Genomic DNA, 19,908 nt, shown 5'->3' on the forward strand with positions numbered 1-19,908 from the left:
AGGGTAATAAGATCGGTCAAAACAGTCCAATGATATTACCTTCATCGTCTACATCAATCTTTTCAGCGGCAGGTCGTTTGGGCAGTCCAGGCATTTTCATAATCGGTCCACAAATCACCACAATGAAGCCTGCACCCGCTGAGATACTGATATCTCTAACGTGTATGGTAAAGCCCGTAGGTCGGCCAAGTAGTTTGGCATTATCACTCAATGAGTATTGAGTTTTGGCAATACAAATAGGCACCTTATCAAGCCCCAAAGCTTCTAACCGGCGAATCTTAGTCAAGGTCTGCGGACTGATATCGATATCATCTGCCCCATAAATACGCTGCGCTATAGTGCGTATCTTAGTGGCGATGTTCTCGCTGCTATCGTAAGCTAAGCGGAAAGTACTGGGCTGATTATCTTGTTGGGCTAACAGAGTTAATAAAGCGCTTGCCAATACTTCACCGCCTGCCGCCCCTTTTTCCCATACTTGCGTCAACGCAACTTCCACCCCGTAGTCTTTACACGCCTGCCGGACCAACTCAATCTCGGCATCCGTATCACTAACGAATTGATTAATCGCGACCACCACGGGGAGGCCATAGACTTGCTGAAGGTTTTCGATATGTTTAATGAGGTTAGGCAGCCCTTGCTCAAGCGCGGTAAGGTTCTCAGTAGTGAACTGATCTTTTGCCACACCGCCATTATATTTTAGAGCGCGAATAGTGGCGACGAGTACCGCAGCATCGGGAGTTAATCCTGCTAGTCGGCATTTAATATCGCAGAATTTTTGTGCACCAAGGTCTGCGCCAAACCCTGCTTCAGTCAAAGTATAGTCCCCCAAGCGCATGCCCACGCGAGTGGCTATCACTGAGCTACAACCGTGAGCGATATTAGCAAAAGGCCCGCCATGTAATAAGGCTGGCGTGCCGGCAATAGTCTGTACGAGGTTGGGTTTGATAGCTTCTTTGAGCAAGGCGGTCATGGCACCTTGCGCATTTAAATCTTTAGCATAGACTGGGGTTTTGTCTCTACGATATGCTACGAGGATATTGCCCAGACGGTACTTTAGGTCCGCTAAGTCCGTGGCCAAACAGAAAATCGCCATCACCTCAGAGGCCACAGTAATATCAAAACCATCCTCGCGCATAACCCCATCCGAGGGTTTACCCAATCCGCTAATGATGTTGCGCAGTTGACGGTCATTCATGTCAACCGCGCGGTGCCAAAGCACTTGTTTAGGGTCAATATCTAAGGCATTACCTTGATAAATATGGTTATCAATGAGTGCCGCAAGCAAGTTATTAGCCGCGCCAATAGCGTGAAAGTCCCCGGTGAAGTGCAGATTGATATCTTCCATTGGTAAGACCTGCGCATAGCCGCCACCTGCTGCACCACCTTTCATCCCAAATACAGGACCAAGCGAGGGCTCACGTAGTGCCACAACGGTCTGCTCCCCCGTACCTTGTTGCTTATGCAACCGATTGAGCGCATCAGCTAAACCGATAGTGACCGTCGTTTTACCCTCGCCTGCTGGAGTAGGGTTAATAGCCGTTACCAGTATTAATTTGCTACGTTTGACGGCAGTGGGCTGAGCAAATACGGCAGTGGGGTCTATTTTTGCCTTGTAGTGTCCATAGGGTTCTATTTGCTCAGCCGATAAGCCAAGTTTGTTCGCGATGTGCTGAATCGGTTGTAGGGTAGCGTTTTGCGCAATGGTTATATCGTTCGGAACGGTCATAGTACGCTCTCTAAAATTATCAGCTAAGCAGAATGTTGTTATAAAAGTAGAATGTTATAAAAGTAAAATGCTATGAAAATATAGGGTTATAGAAATTATAGGTGTAAGGCAAACCAATATAGCCACAGTTAAGCCCACGCGCAATGTATTACCACGCACGATTAGGTGGCTATTTATTTTAGGGTGAGGAGGGTGGTGTTTTATTAGTTTGCTAGCTGTACCAATGGATTGGCGTTGCTAACTTTAGCAGATTTTAAATTGAGCTATTGGATAAATGAAACTGTCAGAATAGTGTGTTTTTCTATCAGATAGGGACAGAACTTTGCTTTTGCCTCGGGACGAGGCACGGCCATAGTCTAGTAAGTTCGCCTACCTATGAGCCGCATATTTCCCAATTTCTAAAGAACCCCGATATCAAGGCCAATCCTTTGCTTGTTGTTCTACTTATTATTTTGAGCAAGTTTGCTACCCAAGTGATAACCGCTACTTGGCAGAATGACCTAAATAATTTGCTAAGATAAAATTCACTAAGTCCTGAAAGTTATCAAAGGCGACCGTTGGATTATAGTCGCGTATATCCTGACCATAGTTATAACCATAAGACAGCCCTAGCGTGTCCATAGCCGCATTTTGTCCGGCCAAGATATCGTTCTTGGAGTCGCCAATCATCACGGCTTGCGCAGGGGATACGCCGATTTGCTCACAGACATGCAGTAGGGGCGCTGGGTCAGGTTTTTTAGTGGGCAAACTATCCCCGCCCAACACTTCAGTAAATAAGCTATCCCAACCAAACGACGCTAAGATTTTAGGTACAAAGCGAATGGGTTTATTGGTCACCAAGGCTAAGGTAAAGCCCGCAGCGGCTAATTGTTTTAAGCCGCTATCGACGTTGGGGTAAGCGACGGTTTCTCTGCCACTTTGCTGCGCGTAGGCTTTAAAGAAGATTTCTTCGGCGGCATCAACTTCGGCGGCGGGCAAGCCATCACCCACCTCTACCGCTCCGACCAAAGCACGCTCGACCAACAAGCGCGAGCCATTGCCCACCCAATCACGGACCTTGTCTAGAGGGTAGGGGTCGCGACCGAGTTCGGCCATCATGCCATTGATACCGGCGGCTAGATCAGGGACGCTATCGATTAAGGTACCATCGAAGTCAAAGAGTAATAAGGATTTTTCTGTAGTAGGCAAAGTGTGATCAGTTACAGCAGTGGTCATAGGAGTCTCAGTTATTATTAAATTTGGTGTCTTTGATTTAATCTGTTAAAAGTCAGGGTGGCTAGTATTCTCTGGAAATTTTGTTAATTAAAAGGTTCGTTAATTAAAAGCTTCGTTAATTAAAGAAATGGTCAATTAAAAAGGCAGTTAATTAATCAGCTACTCGACATCTTTATACTGGTCGCGGTGCGCTTTTTTCATCGCAAGATAAGTTTTATTCTCGCGGCATAAGTCCCATTTGGCTTTAAAGATTCGGGCAGATTCGGCTTTGATAGGGTCTTCTTTTTGCCGAGGTAATTCGTCACGACCATGCGCGCCGCTTTGGCCTTTTTTATCATCGGGTACAGGACCATCGTATTTTTTGCCGCCTTTATGGTTGGCGTAGCGGCGAGATCGAGTATAGCCCATCTGGATGAACTTACGCGCCATATCCGCCCCAACGAAATCCTCGTCATCTAGATAATCGAGAAACATCTGATAGATAATATCGCTGCTCTCTTGCGCAATTTCGGGGGTAGCAAAGCGCCAATGTGGCAGAATCTCTGATTTATAAGGCTCGACCAATAACACACCTTGCTCACTACGGCCAACGCGGTAAAGCTCAGGCTGCTTGCGTAAGTCCAGGGAGGCGTAGTCTAAATCGTAGTCAAATTCGCGCATAATAGGGGCAATACCGTAGACAGAGTTTCTCAGTATAATGGCTGTAGCGACTAAGTAAGATATTGACTGTGTAAACTGATTTCCTGTTTAAACTGAGAGTTATTGCCAATATCGTGGTCGGTTTATCTTTACGCAGCGCTGCCTTTAAGACTCATAATTTATGGCTACCCTTATGTCACACCTCAAGATTAGAGTGATTATCCTCACTATTTTAGCTCTGCTCATTTGTTTCGGTACTCAATCTAGCTATGCGGGTTGGTTTGACCGCATCGTGCCGCAAGGGGAGACCCATACCGTCACCGCTATCGATCGCGATGTGGCATTTTTGATTGACGGTTATATCTATGATGCGCGCAAGTTTTGCTATATGGCAGTTGGCGATAGAGTCGTATTTTTTGAAGGGCGTCACGGCATCGATTATTATGCCACGCTGTATAATTTGGACGGTAAAGAGCGCTGTGAGGTGTTGCTGCGGGGTCGGTATTATGGGGAGTAGCAATAGTAAGGATAGTTATTTTAAGAGTATAGTCATGAAAAGTGGTCTCTCTACCTTTAGCCAAATTATGTTATTATGTACGTCATAATGGCGTACAATTTTAATGGGGAGTTAATCCTATGTTAGCAAATGAACGTATCAATATACGCACTACAGCCCAAGCTAAAGCTGCCATAGAGAAAGCCAGCTCGTTAACGGGCGTCAGTGTGAGTAATTTTATGGTAGAAGTGGCTTATCAAAAAGCATTAGAGACGATAGAGAACAGCCAACGTCTTGTTTTGTCTGATACTGAATGGGCAAACGCAGTCGCTCTACTGGATAATCCGCCGACAGCGAATGCCAAAATGACCGCTTTATTTGAGCAGGGGTATAAGGTTGCAGATCAGTAAGCTCGACAAAAACTATAATAGAAAGACATTTGATTGTGGCAATGAGCCTATCAACCGCTTTATTCAACAGCTTGCCAGCCAGATGCTGAAGCGTCATGAGGTCATTATCTATGTGGCTCACGAAGGAGAAACTGTAGCAGGATTTTATACTTTATCCGCCAATCAAATTGAGCAAGCAGACGACCCTAATCAGCTTAAGAAGCAATCTAAGCATACGCCGATACCTTGTGTGCTATTAGGACGTTTGGCGGTTGATCAACGCTATCATGGAATAGGACTAGGGCGTGACCTACTGTTACATGCCTTAAAGACTACTAAGCAACTTTCTCAAACACTCGGCATTGCCTTTATAGTCGTGGACGCAAAAGACGATAGTGCCAAGTCTTTTTATGAAGCTTATGGGTTTATTGAGCTGCAAAATAAACCATTACGACTATGCTATCCCGTAACGAGTATTCCTTCAGCGGAACAGCAGGAATAGTTCAATAATCTCCAAGCATAAAAAAACCCCAAACCATAAAGTTTGAGGTTAATTATTAAGCTAGCTAGTACGCTAAACCTGGTCTTACATATGGGGCAAACAAATGGTGGCTCGAGGCAGGATCGAACTGCCGACACACGGATTTTCAATCCGTTGCTCTACCTACTGAGCTATCGAGCCGTATTCGTTTGAGGTCGCTATTAAACTAAATATACGCGTTACTGTCAAGCCTTTTTTCAGGTTATTAGTCAAAAGTCGCATAATAGTCTTAATAACGCTATGTTTTTGATTTTATTTAACGCTTAGCATCTCATACTCGGTCATAATCTGATGAATGGTCTCATCGACCGGTACAAATCTACGCACGCCTTTTTTCACTTCTGCATCATAAACTTGCTTGATAAATCTGCCTTCGATACCGCGATTTTGGTTTTCTGGATGAGTCGCTAAGTACTGCAAGCGTCGAGCATCCGTTTGCCCATCGTCAAAGCAGCCCATCACCACGATAGGCTTGTCATTAAACATGCCTACATAGAGCAGCGCACCTTGGCGGAAAGCCGTTTCAAACAGGGTAATAGCGGCTTCAGCACCGGTTTCTTTGTTGGAGAAGTCTTCATGCTGCTCAAATAGCTTGCCAATACGTACGCTAAGTTCATTCTCTTGGTTCATCTGGCGCATTAATGGCGCGTCAAAAGTGTTGATAGCGACAGCTTCTAAAGGCATGGTGGCATCCTAATTCAGTAAAATTCTGGCAGAAAGGGTCAATTATGGCAGATTAGTTGGATTAAACTCAGTATTTTAGCAAACAACAGCCGCTGCCATAGCGGAAAAATGGTGCGTTTGCTATCATCAAGCTATAACTTTCTTTATGTGTTAATTACAGCGAGTCAGCCATGAGTTTACAGCCAAGTTCTAACGAAAACCCAAGTATCAGCTCTAACCCAGCCGAGCGTCCGCAGCGTATCGCTACCGTCGAGCGTAACACTGCCGAGACCCAAGTGACAGTCACCGTCAACCTAGACGGTACCGGCCAAGGCACTATCGATACTGGCGTGCCCTTTTTAGACCATATGATCGATCAGATCAAGCGCCATGGGTTATTTGACTTGGACATTAAGTGTAATGGCGATACCTTCATCGATGATCACCACAGCGTCGAAGATACGGGCATTACCGTCGGCCAAGCGTTTGCAAAGGCACTAGGCGATAAAAAAGGCATCCGTCGTTACGGGCATTTCTACGCGCCTCTAGATGAGTCTTTGACCCGCGCCGTGGTCGATATCTCGGGTCGCCCTGGTCTGCACATGGACATTCCTTTCACTCGCTCGCATGTGGGCAAATTTGACGTCGATCTGTTCAGCGAATTTTTCTACGGTTTCGTCAATCACGCGTGGATGACAGTGCACCTAGACAACCTTAAAGGTAAAAACAGCCATCACCAGATCGAGAGTACCTTTAAAGCCTTCGCTCGTGCGCTACGTATGGCTTGCGAGTATGATGAGCGCGCCCTAAACACCTTGCCATCGACTAAAGAAGCGCTGTAGCCCATGACTAAAATTGCACTATTAGATTACGGCATGGGCAACCTGCATTCGGCCAGTAAGGCGTTGGCGGCGGTAGGCGGTGAAGTGTCTATCACTAATGACCCTAAGATCATCGCGGCAGCAGATAAGATTGTCTTCCCGGGTGTTGGCGCCATGCGCGATTGTATGGCCGAGATGCGTGCCCAGGGCATTGATGAGGTGGTTCGTGATGCGGTGTTCAATAAGCCCGTTATGGCCATCTGTGTCGGCATGCAGGCGCTTTTTACTGAGTCATTAGAGAATGTCCGCACTCCTTGCTTGGATATCATCAAGGGTCAAGTGAAACAGTTTGAGCCGACCTGGACAGACGCGCGCGGTGACACCATCAAGATTCCTCATATGGGTTGGAATACCATCACCGATATGGATCATAGCCATCCGCTCTGGCAAGGTATCGATGACCATGCGCATTTCTATTTTGTGCACAGCTATTATTGCGCGCCAGAAGACGAGTCTGTCGTTGCCGCTACCTGTGATTACGGGCAACCGTTTTGCGCTAGCGTGATTAAAGACAATCTTTTTGCCACGCAGTTTCACCCAGAAAAGAGCCATGATGATGGCTTAAGACTGCTAAAAAACTTCGTTGAGTGGGCGCTTTAGCGAAATAGTGTGAAAGTCGTAATAAGTAGGGCAGGTTTGCGAAAGCAGGACCTGCCTTTTTTTATGGCCTATTATGTTGGTAACTGCCGTTATGAACCGCTACTATTAAAGTCGATTATTATAAAAATAGCGTCCGACAATGAGGGGTACACTTTGAATTTTCAGCACTTAAAAATGGGTTTAATCTATGTCACGGGGCTTGAAAAAGATGCCTTACATATTTATGCAGGCGTCAGTATCTATCTGTTGTCTTTGCTTATATTACGTCGCTATACTGTGAGAAGTGGCGTGCTAGCGTTACTAATAACTACTGCAATTGCGCTTATGGCTGAGGTATTAGACTTGCGTTATACCCTGATGGCAAGGGGTCAACTACATTGGGCAGCTAGTCTTCACGACCTTATCAATACCTGTCTATTGCCCTATATGCTGTTTGTGCTAAGTAAATGGACTACGCTCTTTTATCCAAGAGGGAGTAAGGCTTTTGTAGACTGAAGCTTTAGCCCAGTTAATACTTTACTAGCGAATACAAGACTTCCCTATAATTATAATTTGTATTCTTTAAAGCACGTATCTTAACAAGAGTGAACCGTATGAAACTATTCAACTTTACCACCCTAACCGCTATCGGTCTTCTAAGTTCTAGTCTACTCGCCATGCCAGCTTTTTCGGCCAGCTTTGATTGCGGTAAAGCCAGTACCTGGGTCGAAAAAACTATCTGTAGTAATCCTGAGCTGTCTCGATTGGATGAAGCTATGGCAAAGAATTATAAAAATAACTTAGCAAAAGCATTTGAATATGAAGATAGTAAACTATATAAGGAAGAAGTTCGTGATGGCCAGTTTAAATGGTTAAGCTTTCAACGTAATACTTGTAAAAGTGAAGCCTGCCTTGTTCGAGAATATAAAGAACATACAAATAATAAGAGCTCTAGTACTGTGGGTCATACTAAAGATAATGGAAATAAACCAATACCTAGTAAGGTTGCTTTTGGCAATTTTTCTAACCGTGTTAATATATCTATGTATAACTCAGATACTCAGCGTTGGGAAAATATGGGAGATGCAACTAATTCACTTGCTATTAATAAAGTTTCAAACAACGCTTATCTTAGTAAAATCGAGAGTGTTTTGATTTTTAAGAATGCTCATACGTGTGAAATATCAAATGCCACAGCAAGATGGTCAGAGAACCATTGGGTGTTAAAAGATCGTCAAGGCAGTAAGACTGCTGAACTACGTCTATATCCGGCAGTTTATAAAGGCAAAAATCAGTTATTATTGAAAGATATCGATAGCAGCTATCGAGAGTTAAATTGCGGTATGCGCGGTTATTTTGATGGGATTGTATTTGAGAGAAAATGAGTGCAAAAAACTTAAATGTTAAAATATTTAGGAAGGTTACAAATATATAGGGTGGGTTAGCGGTAGCGTAACCCACCAAAGCATCGAAAAACCTAAACCATCCCCCGAACCCGAGCCATAATTTCCTTACCAATGACCAAGCGCACATAGGTAATAGCAATAATTAATAGTACTGCCATTAACATCACTGCCCCAAGCGCAAAGCTCCCCCATGGTACCGCAAAGCGCAAATCAAACCACTTCGTTATCAGCACCCACGCACCAGCACTGGCTCCTAACACAGCTATAAGCCCCGCGCTTACCCCCAATAAACCAATCTCTAAAATATTAATTTTATACAGGTCACTCGTCTGCATACCGAGTAAGCGGAACGAAGCACTATCGCGTAAACGATCTTGCGAGGTTGATAGTAGCGAGGTGATGAGTACCATAATGCCGGTGATTAATGCCAATAAGGTAAATACTTCTACCAATCGGCTCATCTGCGCTACAAAACCTTGTACTTGCTTAGCAATAGCACCACCATCAATTGTGGTAATAGCTGGGAATTTACGCGCCAGATTGGTCTGAATTTGCGGTATTTCTGCAGGCTCCACTTTAGTCGTAGCAAACTGAATTTGTGGCGCATCCTCTAATACACTCGGTTCAAATAAGAAGTAAAAGAACGGACTCGGGCCTTGCTCATAGCGTTTGCGGATACTGGTAATTTGCCCGACGATTTCAATCCCTTGAATATCAAAGCGAACTTGATCACCCAGTCCTACACCAAGCATATCTGCTGCCGTATCGAGTATCGACATGGGCACAGGTGCGTCAAATGGGGCAGTATCAGCAGTAGCGTTATTTTTACTATCTTCTTTATTTGTAACTGGCGCATAGAGTTGGTCAGCCTCAACCGAGGTGTCGATATACTCGGTCTCCATGACACTATCGGCGTAGCTTAAGTTAAAGATACGCGTAGGGTCATCGCTACTGCCCGATTCAATCTCGTCAGCAGGCGTGCCACCCACATCACTAACCCGAGCACGAATGACCGGATAATAAGTAATATCGGTATCTATGACACTATCTAATTCATCATGCTGTTCGCTCTGGACATCCAGCAAGAACAGATTGGGCGCATCTTTAGGATAAGCATTGACGAACTGGGTGGTTAAGCTGTGATTGAGTAGCGTAATCATGGTCAGCACGGCTACCGATAAGGCTAGCGTAACGAAAAATAGCCCCGACTGATTGCCTTTGCGAGATAAGTTATGAATCGCCGTGCGGCCCATCCAACCAAGCTTGCCCTTGCTCGCTAACTTAGCCAGTAGCCATAACCAACCCCGCGCTAATAACCAAAAACTCCCTGCCAATACCAGCATGCCACCGAGGACTTTTAACCCGTTTAGCAGCGAACTAAACTCAAAAGCTAATAAGGCATAGGCGGCAATGACTACTAACGCATACCAAGTTAAAGGCGGATGCTGACGAACATTTTGTGCCGACTGTTGTAGCACGGCTGACGGCTTAGTATGGGTGACCGCATAAAGACTGTGCTGTACGATTAGCAAAGTAATCACTAAGGCAACAACACTGATTTTCAGCACACTCAATAGATTGATCGCTAAGCCAATATCGGGGGGCAGTACCGCCGTGAGATATTGTGCACCGACTTTCAGTATAACGAAACTAAGCAGCACGGAGCCTACACAAGCGAGCAGTACCATACCGATAAAGACTTGATAATAGCTGCGTTTAATCGCGCTCACCGACTCACCGAGTGCACGACGGATGGCATTGGTACGGGCTTGCTGACTCACAAACGCTTTGACTACACTGAGTAGGGCGACAGCCGATAAAAATAGCACGGCGATGACCAACAGCTTTAGGAAAATCAGCACGTTATCAGAGACTTGCGTGACTGAAGTATCTGTATTATCAGCATCGGTAAGGGCGATTTCAGGTTGGTTTTCTAATAAATTTGTCAGGTTAGCTTGCTCAGTGGCAATCTTATCAGGCTCGCCTGCCAGCTCAATACGGTAGCTCACGCGGCTGCGTTGACCGAGTAGATTGGTCGCCTCTAAATCATTGCTGCCCATCAAGACGCGAGCCCCAAAACCAAACGCAGTTAGCGGGCGATCCGGTTCAGCGAGCAGTTCATCGCTAATAGTAAAGTTAGCGTCACCAATTTTAATACTATCGCCAATCTTAACGTCAAGTCCAGTTAGTACTTGGGTCTCGACCACGACCGTTTTGGGTTTAAGTTGTTGCCATAGCGGTTTGCCTGACGCGAGTTCTACTTCCCCGTACAGTGGATAGGCTGGCGAGACGGCTTTAATGCGCGCTAACTGGGTCAGTTCATTAGCAGGTGTTGATGTTACTGATGTTGCTGCAGGCGTGACTGATGGGGTAGAAGACGCTGCTATCGAAGTGTTAGACTCCGCTAGCGTGGCATCACCACCACCAAAGTTCGCAATCATCGCATTAAATTGATAATCGTAAACGACTTCGTCAGGCTCAAAGCTTTTGACGGTCTCTAATACTGCGGCAGGCCATGCTTGCTGGCTAGTCAAAATTAGGTCACCGCCCACTAAGGCGCGTTGATTGTCTGCCACATAATCACGCACCGATTGCTGGATAGAGTCTAGCGTCAGGTAAGTCGATAGCGACAACAATAGCGCCAATAAAAACAATAAAGGGTAAATCCATTGTTGCCACCAGCTGCGGCGGACTGCTTTATTGCCTAATGAAGAGCTACCTAATGAGAAGCTGCTTGGATTTACAAAATGGTTGGAGGACGATGAGGGCGAAACAGAAGGTTTACTCATAATGGCGGGTCTATTCAATGTTTATCAGAGGTTTAAATAAAGTGTTAAATAGGGAGCTAATCCTGCTATTCGCTATTATCTTACGGACTCACTAGAGCGGGTGAGTACAAGCTAGTAGCGTTCCTGATGTCTCGATACCACTCCTAGCTAAGTCACCGCAATCTAGTGGTCACGTAAGGATAGCCGCTACTATCAGGGCTAAAACTCATCCCAAGGCAACTATTAGGACTTTATTAAAATATGTTATACCTCATTCTCAACTTTTCTAATTTATTAACTGTGAGCTGTGGCTTTAACCTAGTGGTTATATGAGTTTTATCTACTTTGATGGGCTAAAAGCGCCAACCTACATAAAGTCCTATCAAGTTGAAAGTGAGGTATGTTATGTAACAAAGTAATAATCCTCGCCAAGTAACTTACCGTCTTCCAAATGGTAGACTCCTGAGATATCTAACCTTTTATCAGTGGAACGATGACCTCCGTACATTGCAATTTTTTCTGCAAGTACAGTCCAGATGACTTTGCAACCTGTAGATTCTTGTAATCTTTCTAAATATTCTTTCTTTATAACTAAGTTGTTACCACCTTTATTTCCATATAATGACGCATCAAACATTACTACATTGTTTGCCTCATTAGCCCAAGAGCCAGAGAACTTGTCATTTTTTAAGTTTAAGGATTCACATATTAGTTGAGTAGGGGCGCTAACATTGTAGCCTACATTCCGGTTTTTGATACCTTCTGAAATATGGTTCTCAGAACAGATATATATACAACCAAGACTGTTTCCATTTAAGCCAGAAAGCCGTTCATGAATTTGCTGCCAACCAGAGCTACCGTAATATTCGTTTTCGAAAATTTTCAATAGAGGCGACCAATAGTATTCTAAATTAAAAATATCGTTATAACGCTCTGTTGGCTGAGGCATCCATTGCCCCATGAAGTTTTTGTTTTGTATATTAGATAAGACCGTCTCAAAATCATCATTTTTTACTAAATAAGCTTTTACCATATACCATAAACGCTGATAACCCTCTGAGAGGTTGTCTTGACCTAATTTTTTACTAGGTTCAAATTCAATGTGTCTATGCAAAGATAACCATTCATTATTGTCAAACTGATTTACGATAAGCTCCTTAGAATCAATTAATTTGTTTGTTGAAAGGACCCATGCTTCGTAATCATCGCTCCAGCCATCGTATTTAGGTGACTCTATAACACGCATGTTTGCTGGTTCTGGCGGAATAAAGGTAGGGTCAATGTCTCTGAAGGATGGCTCAACAGAACCGTTATACCAAACCAGTTTTTTATCTTCTTTCCATTTTGTTGCTGGATCAGTCATTTTAAAATTATCAGCTACTCTAGCGACGACTTCATACATAGCCAACCATTGATATTTTTTACCAATCCGTTCCACTCGATTTTCATGACTGTCTCCTTTAGAGGCATAATTTCTATCAAATTCTCCATGTTTATCAGCATTATAGCCGTATTTTTCAAAAATTAACTGAATAGCATAGTTACTAAGTTTATCTATATCGATATTATCCCAGTTATAGAGGTGAGATTGAAAAGTGTATCGTCCAAAGTCACCGTACCATCCAGTACCTCTTCCATATTCTGTAGTCATTGAATCTAGAATCGAATTTTGCATAAAACGATATTTAGGTATGCTCTTATCTTCATAATCAATTTTATACTTAGAATCTATATCATCGTTAGTAGGTAAGACTTTGGGGAAGTCACTCTTATATGGCGGTCTTACTAAAGCCAGTTCTTCTGTTTTTATAGGAACCAAATTATAGTAATGTGCATATTCAATAATGTTTCGAGCATAATCCCGAACCAATACATTAGGATATACCTCTTCTTCCGAGAACAACTCTTCAATTAAATAACGGCATATCTTATCCAAACCAATATGGTTTTGTGAGGACAATATCGAGCCATAAACAGAAGCAAGAACACGCTCATACACATAAGAGTCATTCACTTTTCTAAAAGCAACTAGAAGGTCGGCGGATATCACAAGGTGATTTTGTAATAGACGAGTTAAAGCAATTGTTGCATTATCTCTCAACTGGATATTAGTACTAGTAAAAGTCCAACTGATAGCGACTCCTATCAAATACCTACTATTAGCTGACAAGCTTTCAGAAAACCCATACTTTTTTGCCCAGTCAATCAGTGTCAGGATGGCTGAGTCTTCATCGTAATATCCGCGACTAATAAAGGTAGTCCAAAAGCTATCCCTATCAGATAAGCTATGTTTTGATAGCCAGTCATGAAGTTTATTGGCATTTAATGGATGATGCGCTTTCCCAGCTACTTGGTAGCTAGTATTAATAAATTCAGCAAATAAATTATCATTTCTAAATAGGTTGTTATTGATGAAATCCTTACAGCTATCTAAACTTAAGTTATTCTCATCTCGCCAATATAAGCTTTTGATAAAAGCATAGCCCAGAGAGTAGTTATCATAGATATGATTTTCGTCTAGGATTTCAAATAACTCAGCACCAATTTTAGTAGGAATAAGAGTAGCTAAAATGCTTAATACGCCTTGCGATAAGTTGTTATCTTTGTAATAAACGTTAGATTCATCACAATTAAATGACTTTAAAAAATCATTTTTGGCAGCGTTCTCATCACAAATAAACTGAGCTGATAAATAATCGTAGAATCGCTCATAGGCAAAATATAAGACCTCAGTATTATCTTTTTGATTGGTATAAGAAGTCAGCAAGTTCTCAGCAAGTAAGGATTGGAGAAAACTATCTGAATTTAATGAATAAGTTGTATCATCAATTATCTGTATTGCAGTTTCATAGGATATTGCAATACCATTTTGATAAAATATGTCTTCAGCCAGCTTTTTCAAAGATTTCTGAACATAGTTTAAAGTACTTCTATAACCGAACTGCTCAGCCAATTTTTGGTTGATTGAGCCAAAGTAGTGATTAAAAATATCTGACATCACTACTTCAAATGAATCAGCTTTTGCGTTTTTCCTATACTCGCAGTAAATTTTAAGAAATAGAGGGTTAGTAAACTCTTTTATTAGTAAAGGTTCGTTTGGTAAAGCTAATTGATAGTGGCTAAAGAACGATTGAATGGCTTCAAAAACGTTATATTGAAATCCATAATGCTTGATGGTGCTAACTTTACTATTTTTAATATCGTCTGCTATATTAACCATAATATCGTCTTTATACTCGCTACGAACTGATAGAACTAGGGCTATCCAAGGATACTTTCTAAATTTTTCTATAAACCCTGCTAAGGTATTTTTCCAGAATTTTCGTCCCTCACCTTCGTTTAATGCATCTATAATGACAGGTACTCTCTCTTGCTGAGCTTGACCTATCGTATTCAACACTCCTAAAAAAATATCTTCGTTACAATCAAGTCTGAGTTCGTTTTTTAGAATTTGTGTCCAAGGATTAGTTGTTTCAGTCATCATTTGACCAAGTATAAAGATACATTTCTTTTTTTGAGAAAGAATGTTTGATGAAAAATCGCCTAATAGGTGCGATTTGCCAATACCTGCATCCCCGTGAACAATAAGATAGGGGGAATTAAATAAATTAAAAGTTGCTTTATCTAAGTCATCAATGATGCTTCTAAGTTGGTAAAGTTCTTCACGAAATGAATTCTTTTCTTCCTCTCCATTAATAACTTGGCTTGCTTTACCTAAAAACTCAATAAAGTTGTCGCATTCTGTTATCAAATCAGTAAAAGAGGGTATCTGTAGGACGTTATTTTCAATGCCTTTCCAATAGTTATTTAAAATACCTGACAGATGCTTGGCTTTTCTGTCAGGGTCTAGGTTATGTTTTTCACAATCACGACTTAAATTTCTCAAAGCTTCATATAGTGAGTTTAGGTATTTAAACACATTATTCTTAGCCTCTTCATTTTTTAATAATGCATTGAGACTATGAGATATATCATGTATTTCAACGTTAAGTTCAGCGCTGTATCGTGCACCTAAGTTTTTAATTGAAATGTTTACTTGATCAGTAAACCATTCATCTGAAAAATCATCACCTCCGAACCAAAATCTCACCATTCCTGCATTTTCAGGTTTTTGAAGCATATTATTAAGCTCAAAAGCTCCCCAATACTCAACTTCAATAGTAATACCTTGTTTTCTTGCTAACGTCTGACAGTCAGTTACAAACTCTTCCCATCTGTCTTGCAAATATTTCTTGTCAGGAATACGAGGGTCTTGCTTGTCGATAGGACAACAAACATAGTATTTAGTTAACTTTGGATGTTTACTAATAGCCGTCTCAAAAGATTTTTTGATTTGTTTAAACTGAGAGTCTTGGATATCAAAGAAATACTTGGCTTGCCAACCTATTTCACTACCGTCTTTTAGAATCAGATAGGACTCAACGCCACCATCGGGAGCTTTGACTCTCACATATTGCCCATTTCCTTTATTTTCATTAAAGGCTAATTGGCAGACAACTTCTTCAAAAGCTGTATTTTGAGAATGTTCATAGGTTCTAATGCTCTTCCAATCAATAGACATGGCTTGTTCTCAGATATTATTAGTATGATTTAACTATATTATTTCTATAATGGATTTATTAGGAAGGAATCGCTGCCGTAAGTAGATATTGAAACCTAACCTGCCACTTGCCCATCTAAAATAGTAATCACCTGATTAGCTTGCTCAGTCAAAGCAGGGTCATGGGTCACTACGACTAAAGCCGTGCCCGATTGTTGCTGCAGCTCTAATAATAGCGTCATCACCTGCTGCGCATTTTGCTCATCCAAGTTACCTGTTGGCTCATCAGCAAAGATAATTTTTGGTCGTGCGACCAGAGCACGGGCTAAAGCTGTACGTTGCTGTTCCCCACCCGACAGTTGATGCGGCAAGCTATTGCGACGGTGCGTAAGCCCCACTGCAGTGAGCAGCTCCTCCACTCGAGCGGCATCAGGACGGCGAGCAATATCTAAAGGAAAGGCGATATTCTCGGCGACGGTCAACGTGGGCAATAGATGAAAGGACTGAAAGACAAAGCCCATATCTTGCTGGCGTTTTTGCGCTAAGTCGTCCTCAGAGAGCTGAGTTAAGTTTTGCCCATTTAGCCAAACCTCGCCACTATCCGGATAGTCTAGACCAGCAAGCAACCCCAATAACGTGGACTTACCAGAGCCAGATTTACCCATGATGACGGTAAACTCGCCCGCCTTAATATCAATATCGATGCCCTTAATAATATCGATACGTTGCTCGCCTAGCAGGACACTTTTACTCAGGTTGCTGGCATGCAGCAGCGGTTTTACCGTGTACGATTCCGTAGTCGAATGGGAGATAGCAGTCATAGCAAAGTCTCAAAAATAGGCGGTTAAAATATTAAAGGCAACAATTCATTTTTATAATAAGTCAGAAGCAATGGGCTATAGGCTTGCTAAGCCGCAGGTTGCGCTGATTTTTTCGCCACCACATCGGTTAAGACCGGTTTTAGTACTGGAATAATGTTATTTGACACGATACGCGTGTAACCCTCTTTGGTCGGGTGGATAGCGTCATCTTGGTTGAGCTCAGCATCGGCAGCCACTCCCTCTAAAAAGAAAGGAATGAAAGCCACCCCAGTATCTTCAGCAATTCGCGGGTACATATCAGAAAAGGTTTTTACGTAATCGTTGCCCAAATTCTGATAAATCTGCATCCCACCCAATATCACAGTACTACCGCTGGCTTGCAGGCGCTCAATCGTGCTGCGAATATTCGACTCAATAGTATCCACTTCGATACCTCGCATAGCGTCATTTGCACCGACGGTTAAAATGGTAATATCAGGCTTAGTTTTGAGCGCCCAATCAACGCGATTGACCAAGCCGGTACTGGTCTCACCACTCAGCCCTGAGTTTACAACCGTCACGTTGCTATAGCCGGCTTGTTTTAATGTGGCTTCTAATTGTGCGGGATAGCTTTCTTCTTTAGGCAGTCCTAGACCTTCGGTTAATGAGTCGCCTAATGCCAATATCGTAATGGGTTGAGCCGTCACTTCCTCACTGCTAACTACTGCAGTATCTTCACTCGCTGTGGTGGGGGCAGTTTGAGTTTCGGTTATCACTGCACTATCTGGCTGAACGTCTTCTTTCACTTCAGGATCAGGAGTAGGTTGGCAACCGATTAACGCCATGCTGGCTAGCAGGGTCATTGCTAAAGTTTTGATGATCTTCGTTGGCATTTACCGCCCCTTTTCTAGATAGGATATGAGTGTGATAGCGCATGAGCTAACCAATGCGCCGTCAATTTCTATAAATCCATAGTAGCGGTTTTAACAGGGGTTAGCTGTCTAGAATTGGTTATAGCCCGTTATCAAAGACAGCGGCAGGCTCAACAAAAAGTTCTTAGCCATTAAGTGGATTCACTAGAGCTATTGTGACGGCGACCTAAAGGCGTCAGAGATAGGAGGGCCTACCAAATGTAACGCTAATATCATCCTGTTGATAAGGAAAATATTGCTATGATAAAAGGGCGGATGACAGTAGGGATAAGAGTAAGAATAATAAAGCGTAATAAGGGATAAGCGAGGGCAAATATGACTCAGTTAAAGCAGCGTTTACTGGCAGCAGGTGTGTTGCTATCGCTATCATTAGGCGTCTTGGCGACCCCCGAAATTGGCGAATTTGAGAGTAGTAATGCAGTGGCAACAGAAGTAGTGACGTTAAGTGTTTATGAAGACTGCGTACAAGCGCTTGAGAGCCCAGGAGGGCAGCTGGCTAGCCTTAGAGAAGAGGGCTTGATTAACTCGTCAGCAGACATCGACACTATCTGTGCTTGCGCCTCCGATACGATATTAACGTCGCTAGCCAGTGAGTCATCAACAAGAGCAGCACAAGCGGCAACGCAAAAAGGTATGGCGCAATGTCTAGCCCCTTATGTGGGCCGCGCCGTCCAGACCATGTGCTTAACCGCACGTGATAACGGCAGCAATACGATGTCGGTTGCGCAGTGCGAATGTTTTGGCGCACAAGTTGACTTAAGGGTGACCAGCCATCCGCTAAGTTTCTTAAAGCATCCCGGTAATTTTGTGAAATCCGCCGGCCTATATTGCGAAAGGACGGTACGCTAATAGCGACCGCCCTTTTATAGATAGCAATTATTTAATCCAGTTTAGCTAATGCCTACTGTCTGAGTTAGCCTTGCGCATAAAGCTCGCAAACCACTTCTCCAATGGCTTTAATCCCATTCACTAGAGTCTTGTCATCTGCGGCAATGCTCATGCGAATACACTCGTGTGCGTGGGGATAATCTTCGATATCAAGACCAGGGAAGAAATGCTCACTTGGCACAATAAGGGTATTTTTAGCTTTTAAGCGCTCGTACAATTCGGTCGTTGAGATGGGCAAATCTTTAAACCATAACCACAAGAAAATCGCGCCTTCGGGTTTATGAATCCGCATCGGAGTCTCACCCATCGCTTCTTTTAACAGCGCCACGGCACGTTTGGCTTTTTTAGCGTAAAAAGGTTGAATAGTTTCATCGCACAATTGCTTAAGCGTATCGTCTTCCACTAGCGGTTTAGCGATAGCGGCACCAAAGCGAGTAGGCGCTAAGTTCACCACCGCATTCATAGCACTCACGGCGCTAATCACCTCTGGGCGCGCTACGATAATCCCAGTACGCACACCGGGTAAGCCAATTTTTGATAGGCTAAAGCACAGAATGGTATTGCTGTCCCACTTAAGATTAACATCAGGATAAATGATATTAGGGAAGGGTGCGCCGTAAGCGTTATCAATAATAAGCGGCACGTCATACTGCTTGGCTATATCCGCTAAGGTTGCCATCTCTTCATCTGTCAGCACGTTACCGGTAGGATTGGTCGGACGGGAGCAGCAAATAGCCCCGATACGGCCTTCTTTTAGATCGGCTAAGTCACGCAACGCCTCAAAATCAACGCTGTATTTATAAAAGCCGGTCTCACCTTCATGAGTCACTTCTTCGATATGCGGCTTAATCGCCACGAAGTGCTTGCCATCGATTTGTACATCGCTATAGCCGATATACTCTGGCGCTAATGGCAATAATATGGATTTATTGACGGATTCTTGAACGCCATTATTGTCAGCAGTCTCGCTAGCAAAAGCACCACCAAATAAATTGAACAGATAAAAGAAGGCGTTTTGCGAGCCGTTGGTCAGCGCGATATTGTCGCTAGTTAGATTCCAATCGTAATGACGATTAAAGAAATCCACTAAGGCTGTGATAAAGCCGCTATCCCCTTGCGGGTTCGAGTAATTGACCATGCTATCTAAAGCGCCACTATCAAAGCCGTCGCTACCTAACGCCTGATAAGTGGCCAAAAAGATTTCATTCACCGCATCAATACGAGCTGGATTACCACCGCCAAGCATATTGACTGGCTCTGGGCTTTTTAGCGCGTCGCCTAAGTCGTCCATAAGCTGGGAGATGCCAGTAGTTTCAGTGAATTGCTGACCAAATTTCGAAAACTTCATAGGGTGTCCTTTATTCTTATCGAAGCAAAAGATTTTAATGATGGCAGCAGTATAGCAAACCTAGTTTCGATAAATGAGGGCTCAGCCATAAATCACA

17 protein-coding genes and 1 tRNA gene are annotated in these 19,908 nt (G+C 43.2%); 8 read left to right on the forward strand and 10 right to left on the reverse strand.

The features are described 5' to 3' along the window. Positions 1–16: 16 nt before the first annotated feature. The 3 genes from ACZ2XM_RS14460 to ACZ2XM_RS14470 all read right to left on the reverse strand — a co-directional run bounded on the left by ACZ2XM_RS14460 (position 17) and on the right by ACZ2XM_RS14470 (position 3,601). Entirely contained in the window at positions 17–1,726 is a 1,710-nt protein-coding gene (locus ACZ2XM_RS14460) for a formate--tetrahydrofolate ligase (RefSeq protein ID WP_490589666.1), read from the reverse strand. A gap of 483 nt (positions 1,727–2,209) precedes the next feature. Next, positions 2,210–2,941 (reverse strand): phosphoglycolate phosphatase, encoded by a 732-nt coding sequence (locus ACZ2XM_RS14465; protein WP_490589667.1) that lies wholly within the window; start codon positions 2,939–2,941, stop codon positions 2,210–2,212. Positions 2,942–3,100: 159 nt separating this feature from the next. Beyond that, positions 3,101–3,601 carry a DUF4385 domain-containing protein gene (locus ACZ2XM_RS14470; protein ID WP_490589668.1) on the reverse strand — a complete coding sequence of 167 codons (501 nt, stop codon included), beginning with the start codon at positions 3,599–3,601 and terminating at the stop codon, positions 3,101–3,103. Positions 3,602–3,761: 160 nt separating this feature from the next. Between ACZ2XM_RS14470 and ACZ2XM_RS14475 the strand changes: the two genes are divergently transcribed. From ACZ2XM_RS14475 to ACZ2XM_RS14485, 3 genes are all read left to right on the forward strand, one after another. Next, positions 3,762–4,097, forward strand: coding sequence for a hypothetical protein (locus ACZ2XM_RS14475; protein WP_490589669.1), 336 nt, complete (start codon positions 3,762–3,764; stop codon positions 4,095–4,097). 119 nt (positions 4,098–4,216) lie between these two features. Beyond that, positions 4,217–4,486, forward strand: a complete 270-nt coding sequence (locus tag ACZ2XM_RS14480) for a type II toxin-antitoxin system TacA family antitoxin (protein WP_490589670.1) — start codon at positions 4,217–4,219, stop codon at positions 4,484–4,486. After that, the gene (locus ACZ2XM_RS14485) at positions 4,473–4,967 is read left to right on the forward strand and encodes a GNAT family N-acetyltransferase (protein ID WP_490589671.1); all 495 of its coding nucleotides are present in this window, start codon (positions 4,473–4,475) and stop codon (positions 4,965–4,967) included. Before ACZ2XM_RS14480 ends, ACZ2XM_RS14485 begins: the two co-directional genes overlap by 14 nt. 104 nt (positions 4,968–5,071) lie before the next feature. Here ACZ2XM_RS14485 and ACZ2XM_RS14490 read toward each other — a convergent pair. Together ACZ2XM_RS14490 and ACZ2XM_RS14495 are read right to left on the reverse strand one after the other, a co-directional pair. Next, positions 5,072–5,147 (reverse strand) — tRNA-Phe (locus ACZ2XM_RS14490). A gap of 111 nt (positions 5,148–5,258) precedes the next feature. Then, complete coding sequence (locus ACZ2XM_RS14495; protein ID WP_490589672.1) at positions 5,259–5,690, reverse strand: hypothetical protein; 432 nt, start codon at positions 5,688–5,690, stop codon at positions 5,259–5,261. A gap of 170 nt (positions 5,691–5,860) precedes the next feature. Here ACZ2XM_RS14495 and hisB point away from each other — a divergent pair, with 170 nt between their 5' ends. From hisB to ACZ2XM_RS14515, 4 genes are all read left to right on the forward strand, one after another. Then, positions 5,861–6,511 carry an imidazoleglycerol-phosphate dehydratase HisB gene (gene hisB, locus ACZ2XM_RS14500; protein ID WP_490589673.1) on the forward strand — a complete coding sequence of 217 codons (651 nt, stop codon included), beginning with the start codon at positions 5,861–5,863 and terminating at the stop codon, positions 6,509–6,511. A 3-nt stretch (positions 6,512–6,514) separates the two neighbouring features. Further along, a complete protein-coding gene (gene hisH / locus ACZ2XM_RS14505) occupies positions 6,515–7,150 on the forward strand; it encodes an imidazole glycerol phosphate synthase subunit HisH (RefSeq protein ID WP_490589674.1) in 636 nt (211 codons plus the stop codon). Positions 7,151–7,213: 63 nt separating this feature from the next. After that, entirely contained in the window at positions 7,214–7,645 is a 432-nt protein-coding gene (locus ACZ2XM_RS14510) for a hypothetical protein (protein ID WP_490589675.1), read from the forward strand. A 98-nt stretch (positions 7,646–7,743) separates the two neighbouring features. Continuing rightward, positions 7,744–8,514: a lysozyme inhibitor LprI family protein gene (locus ACZ2XM_RS14515; protein WP_490589676.1), complete on the forward strand. Its 771-nt coding sequence runs from the start codon at positions 7,744–7,746 to the stop codon at positions 8,512–8,514. Positions 8,515–8,606: 92 nt separating this feature from the next. Here the strand turns inward: ACZ2XM_RS14515 and ACZ2XM_RS14520 are convergent, their stop codons facing one another. The 4 genes from ACZ2XM_RS14520 to ACZ2XM_RS14535 all read right to left on the reverse strand — a co-directional run bounded on the left by ACZ2XM_RS14520 (position 8,607) and on the right by ACZ2XM_RS14535 (position 17,536). After that, on the reverse strand, positions 8,607–11,324 hold the full coding sequence (locus ACZ2XM_RS14520) for an ABC transporter permease (protein ID WP_490589677.1): 2,718 nt from the start codon (positions 11,322–11,324) through the stop codon (positions 8,607–8,609). 382 nt (positions 11,325–11,706) lie between these two features. Next, the gene (locus ACZ2XM_RS14525) at positions 11,707–15,864 is read right to left on the reverse strand and encodes an NACHT domain-containing protein (protein ID WP_490589678.1); all 4,158 of its coding nucleotides are present in this window, start codon (positions 15,862–15,864) and stop codon (positions 11,707–11,709) included. 95 nt (positions 15,865–15,959) lie between these two features. Beyond that, complete coding sequence (locus ACZ2XM_RS14530; protein WP_490589679.1) at positions 15,960–16,664, reverse strand: ABC transporter ATP-binding protein; 705 nt, start codon at positions 16,662–16,664, stop codon at positions 15,960–15,962. A gap of 86 nt (positions 16,665–16,750) precedes the next feature. Next, positions 16,751–17,536 carry an arylesterase gene (locus ACZ2XM_RS14535; protein WP_490589680.1) on the reverse strand — a complete coding sequence of 262 codons (786 nt, stop codon included), beginning with the start codon at positions 17,534–17,536 and terminating at the stop codon, positions 16,751–16,753. A gap of 354 nt (positions 17,537–17,890) precedes the next feature. Between ACZ2XM_RS14535 and ACZ2XM_RS14540 the strand changes: the two genes are divergently transcribed. Then, entirely contained in the window at positions 17,891–18,424 is a 534-nt protein-coding gene (locus tag ACZ2XM_RS14540; RefSeq protein ID WP_490589681.1) for a hypothetical protein, read from the forward strand. 64 nt (positions 18,425–18,488) lie between these two features. On the opposite strand, the gene ACZ2XM_RS14545 is transcribed toward ACZ2XM_RS14540, so the two are convergent. Then, the gene (locus ACZ2XM_RS14545) at positions 18,489–19,811 is read right to left on the reverse strand and encodes a valine--pyruvate transaminase (RefSeq protein ID WP_490589682.1); all 1,323 of its coding nucleotides are present in this window, start codon (positions 19,809–19,811) and stop codon (positions 18,489–18,491) included. Positions 19,812–19,908: the final 97 nt, after the last annotated feature.

It is taken from the genome of Psychrobacter sp. CoH-33_TS_01, from assembly GCF_058189395.1.

Excerpts from the sequence above, each read along its gene's own strand:
- ACZ2XM_RS14510 (WP_490589675.1), top strand. The coding sequence starts at position 7,214 with ATGGCCTATTATGTTGGTAACTGCCGTTATGAACCGCTACTATTAAAG.
- ACZ2XM_RS14530 (WP_490589679.1), bottom strand. The coding sequence starts at position 16,664 with ATGACTGCTATCTCCCATTCGACTACGGAATCGTACACGGTAAAACCG.
- ACZ2XM_RS14535 (WP_490589680.1), bottom strand. The coding sequence starts at position 17,536 with ATGCCAACGAAGATCATCAAAACTTTAGCAATGACCCTGCTAGCCAGC.
- hisH (WP_490589674.1), top strand. The coding sequence starts at position 6,515 with ATGACTAAAATTGCACTATTAGATTACGGCATGGGCAACCTGCATTCG.
- ACZ2XM_RS14470 (WP_490589668.1), bottom strand. The coding sequence starts at position 3,601 with ATGCGCGAATTTGACTACGATTTAGACTACGCCTCCCTGGACTTACGC.
- ACZ2XM_RS14520 (WP_490589677.1), bottom strand. The coding sequence starts at position 11,324 with ATGAGTAAACCTTCTGTTTCGCCCTCATCGTCCTCCAACCATTTTGTA.
- ACZ2XM_RS14475 (WP_490589669.1), top strand. The coding sequence starts at position 3,762 with ATGGCTACCCTTATGTCACACCTCAAGATTAGAGTGATTATCCTCACT.
- ACZ2XM_RS14515 (WP_490589676.1), top strand. The coding sequence starts at position 7,744 with ATGAAACTATTCAACTTTACCACCCTAACCGCTATCGGTCTTCTAAGT.
- ACZ2XM_RS14540 (WP_490589681.1), top strand. The coding sequence starts at position 17,891 with ATGACTCAGTTAAAGCAGCGTTTACTGGCAGCAGGTGTGTTGCTATCG.
- hisB (WP_490589673.1), top strand. The coding sequence starts at position 5,861 with ATGAGTTTACAGCCAAGTTCTAACGAAAACCCAAGTATCAGCTCTAAC.
- ACZ2XM_RS14495 (WP_490589672.1), bottom strand. The coding sequence starts at position 5,690 with ATGCCTTTAGAAGCTGTCGCTATCAACACTTTTGACGCGCCATTAATG.
- ACZ2XM_RS14465 (WP_490589667.1), bottom strand. The coding sequence starts at position 2,941 with ATGACCACTGCTGTAACTGATCACACTTTGCCTACTACAGAAAAATCC.
- ACZ2XM_RS14460 (WP_490589666.1), bottom strand. The coding sequence starts at position 1,726 with ATGACCGTTCCGAACGATATAACCATTGCGCAAAACGCTACCCTACAA.
- ACZ2XM_RS14545 (WP_490589682.1), bottom strand. The coding sequence starts at position 19,811 with ATGAAGTTTTCGAAATTTGGTCAGCAATTCACTGAAACTACTGGCATC.
- ACZ2XM_RS14525 (WP_490589678.1), bottom strand. The coding sequence starts at position 15,864 with ATGTCTATTGATTGGAAGAGCATTAGAACCTATGAACATTCTCAAAAT.
- ACZ2XM_RS14480 (WP_490589670.1), top strand. The coding sequence starts at position 4,217 with ATGTTAGCAAATGAACGTATCAATATACGCACTACAGCCCAAGCTAAA.